Raw genomic sequence first — 2,752 nt, 5'->3', positions numbered from 1 at the left:
TAGCGGCGGTATCGATGAGGTTCGGGTCGAACGGCTTTCCGATCCAGCGGTGGACGTCTTCGTGCTGCTCATGGGTTGGGTCGTTGGCGGCTTCGAGGAACTCGGCGTAGCCGGGAGGGCCTCCGACATCTTCAGGCGGACAGCGGCCTGTGGCAGCCACGAGCAGGGGCAGGCCGATATCGGTGATGGCGGCATCGATCTTCTCGACCTTGATTGAGTGCTCCCAGCCATCACCAAAGTCATAGAGATACCTGAACGACTTGCGTCCGGTGTCGAGCAGAGCGGCGCGCAGCGTCGTCTTGCGGGCATCGAGCGGTCCGCCACCCCAATCGGGATCGGGGATGCCGAACCCGGTGTCACCGAACCGGAACTCGTAGAGATGGCTGTCGGTCCATCCGATCGCGGCCTGGAGCACGAGGTGCAGACGGTCGAGCCGGATCGTCAACGGCACGACGATGCGGCGCATCACTGGCGGCGCGACATCGTCGAGCACGACCTTGAGCCGGGCAACCGAGACCTGGCCGATCACGCCGCCGCCTGCAGGCTATGGTCTTGCTGGCCGGTCCAGTTCCACGGCAGCAGTTCGCCGAGCCGATGCTGCGGGATGTCGGCTATGCGAGCCAGGACATCACCAAGCCACGCCTGGGGGTCGACGCCATTGAGCTTGGCAGTGACGATCAGCGAGTACATGAAGGCCGCGCGTTGCCCGCCGCGATCGGAGCCGGCGAACAGCCACGACTTGCGGCCAAGCGCGATGCCGCGCAGCGCCCGTTCGGCGGCATTGTTGGTCAGGCAGATGCGGCCGTCATCGAGGAACCGTGTGAATGCCGGCCAGTCCTTGAGCATATAGTCGATGGCCTTGGCCATCGGGACGTGGCGCGACAGCGTGGCCCGCTCACCGTGCAGCCATCGCTCGAACGCCTTGACAAGCGGCACTGCCAGTTCCTGGCGGATGGCGAGCCGCTCGGCTGCCGGGCGGCCGGCTATGGCGCGTTCGATGTCGAAGATGCGGTCGATGCGGGCGACGGCTTCCAGCGCCATCGGCGAGATGACGGGGGCGAGTTCAGGCTTGCGCTTCAACTGGCTGGCGAGATCGGCATGCTCGAAGAACTTGCGCCGGGCATGGGCCCAGCACAGGGCGCGCGTGATCGGTGCCGGTGTGCGTCCGGGCTTGAACAGCTCGTTGTAGCCGGCATAGGCGTCGGCCTGGAGGATGCCGGTGAAGTTGGCGAGATGCGCCACGGTATGGGCGCCGCGTCGGTCTCTTGAGTAATGGAACAGGGCTGCTGGCGGGGCCGGCCCGCCGAACGGTCGATCATCGCGTACATAGGTCCAGATCCGCCCGGTATCGGTCTTCACCTTGGCCAGCACGGGCACGGTGGTGTCGTCGCCATGAAGCCGGGCGGCGGCAAGGACGTGCGCTTCAATAAGCAGGTAGAGCGGCTTCAGGACAGCAGCGCAGGCGCCGACCTGATCGGCGAGCGTCGACAGGCTGATCTCGACACCTTCATGGGCGTAGCGGTCACGCTGGCGGTTGAGCGGCTGATGCTGGCCGAACTTCTCGAACAGGATCATTGCCAGCAAGCTGGGGCCGAACAGCCCGCGCGGCGTGACGTGGAATGGCGCCGGCGGTTGCGTGACACGCTCGCAGGCACGGCAGGCAAACCGTTCGCGCACGGTCTGGATGACCTTCCACTGGCGCGGGATGACCTCGAGAGTCTCGGTGATATCCTCACCCAGCTTGGATAGCCGGTCCGACCCGCAGCCAGGACAGCAGGTCGGGCCAGCGATAACGACACGTGTTCGCGGTAGATGCTCGGGCAAAGGCTGGCGCGATGGCCGGGCACGGACGAAGGCAGTAACGCTGGTGGTCCTGGCGGCGGCGATGGCAGCGAGGCGCTCGTCTTCGGCAGCGGCGGCTTCGGCTTCCTCGAAGCTGAGCTCGAGCTGATCGATCAGGCGCTGGCTGCGTTCCGATCGCTGGCCGAAGCGCTCACGCTTCATCTTCTCGATCTGCAAGGTCAGCAGCGCGTTGCGAGCGACAAGATCGGCGTTGATGGCACGGGTGTTGGCAGCCTCGGCTTCGGCACGGTCCGCACGCGCTTGCGTCTCCGCGAGCGTCTGGCGGAGCTGCAAAATATCACTGGGTGAAGGCGCTTCCATCGACACTGTTCATAGCAAAAAACGCCGGAATCGCGAAGCTTTTTGATGACGTATCGGCCGTCAAAACCACAATATCGGTCGTGGCTATCCTGCAGCCGTCGGCCGCCACGTCGTCTGCGGATGGCGCCAGTCGATGCCCTCAAGCATGCACGCCATCTGCGATGCCGAGATCGCCACCACGCCATCGACGGCAGCGGGCCAGATGAACCGGCCACGCTCAAGGCGTTTGGCGTAAAGCGACATCCCCAGCGCATCGTGCCACAGGATCTTGACCAGATCGCCGCGCCGGCCACGGAAGATATACAGATCGCCAGCATGTGGATCGCGATGGAGACCCTGCTGCACCTGCATCGCCAGCCCGTGCATCCCGCGCCGCATATCGGTGTGCCCAGTAGCGATCCAGATCCGGACACCGCCCGGAACCGGGATCATCGCGCCAACGACCGCAAGACCAGCGTTACCAGCTTCGCTGGCGCATCGGCGCCGATCCGCACCACCGCGCCGCCGACCTCGATTACGATCGCTGCCTTGGGTGGTGACGCCGGCACCGCTGCCGCATCAGATGCGATCATCACGGCAGCAAATCCAT

Annotated in this window: 3 protein-coding genes; all 3 read right to left on the bottom strand. The window is 65.2% G+C overall.

What is annotated here, in order from left to right; genetic code table 11:
* Positions 1-529: plasmid pRiA4b ORF-3 family protein (locus IEW98_RS15970; RefSeq protein ID WP_243450828.1), on the bottom strand; the 529-nt coding region annotated here is incomplete at its 3' end.
* On the bottom strand, positions 526-2,163 hold the full coding sequence (tnpC, locus tag IEW98_RS15965) for an IS66 family transposase (RefSeq protein ID WP_188764515.1): 1,638 nt from the start codon (positions 2,161-2,163) through the stop codon (positions 526-528). The genes IEW98_RS15970 and tnpC, both read right to left, overlap by 4 nt.
* 84 nt (positions 2,164-2,247) lie before the next feature.
* On the bottom strand, positions 2,248-2,595 hold the full coding sequence (gene tnpB, locus IEW98_RS15960; RefSeq protein WP_188764513.1) for an IS66 family insertion sequence element accessory protein TnpB: 348 nt from the start codon (positions 2,593-2,595) through the stop codon (positions 2,248-2,250).
* Positions 2,596-2,752: the final 157 nt, after the last annotated feature.

Source organism: Sandarakinorhabdus glacialis (assembly GCF_014643455.1).
Classification (GTDB): Bacteria; Pseudomonadota; Alphaproteobacteria; order Sphingomonadales; family Sphingomonadaceae; genus Sandarakinorhabdus; species Sandarakinorhabdus glacialis.
This window is presented reverse-complemented; position numbering and strand designations above follow the sequence as displayed.

Bases quoted from the DNA above. Each gene is read 5' to 3' on its own strand.
- tnpC (WP_188764515.1), bottom strand. From the start codon at position 2,163: ATGGAAGCGCCTTCACCCAGTGATATTTTGCAGCTCCGCCAGACGCTC.
- tnpB (WP_188764513.1), bottom strand. From the start codon at position 2,595: ATGATCCCGGTTCCGGGCGGTGTCCGGATCTGGATCGCTACTGGGCAC.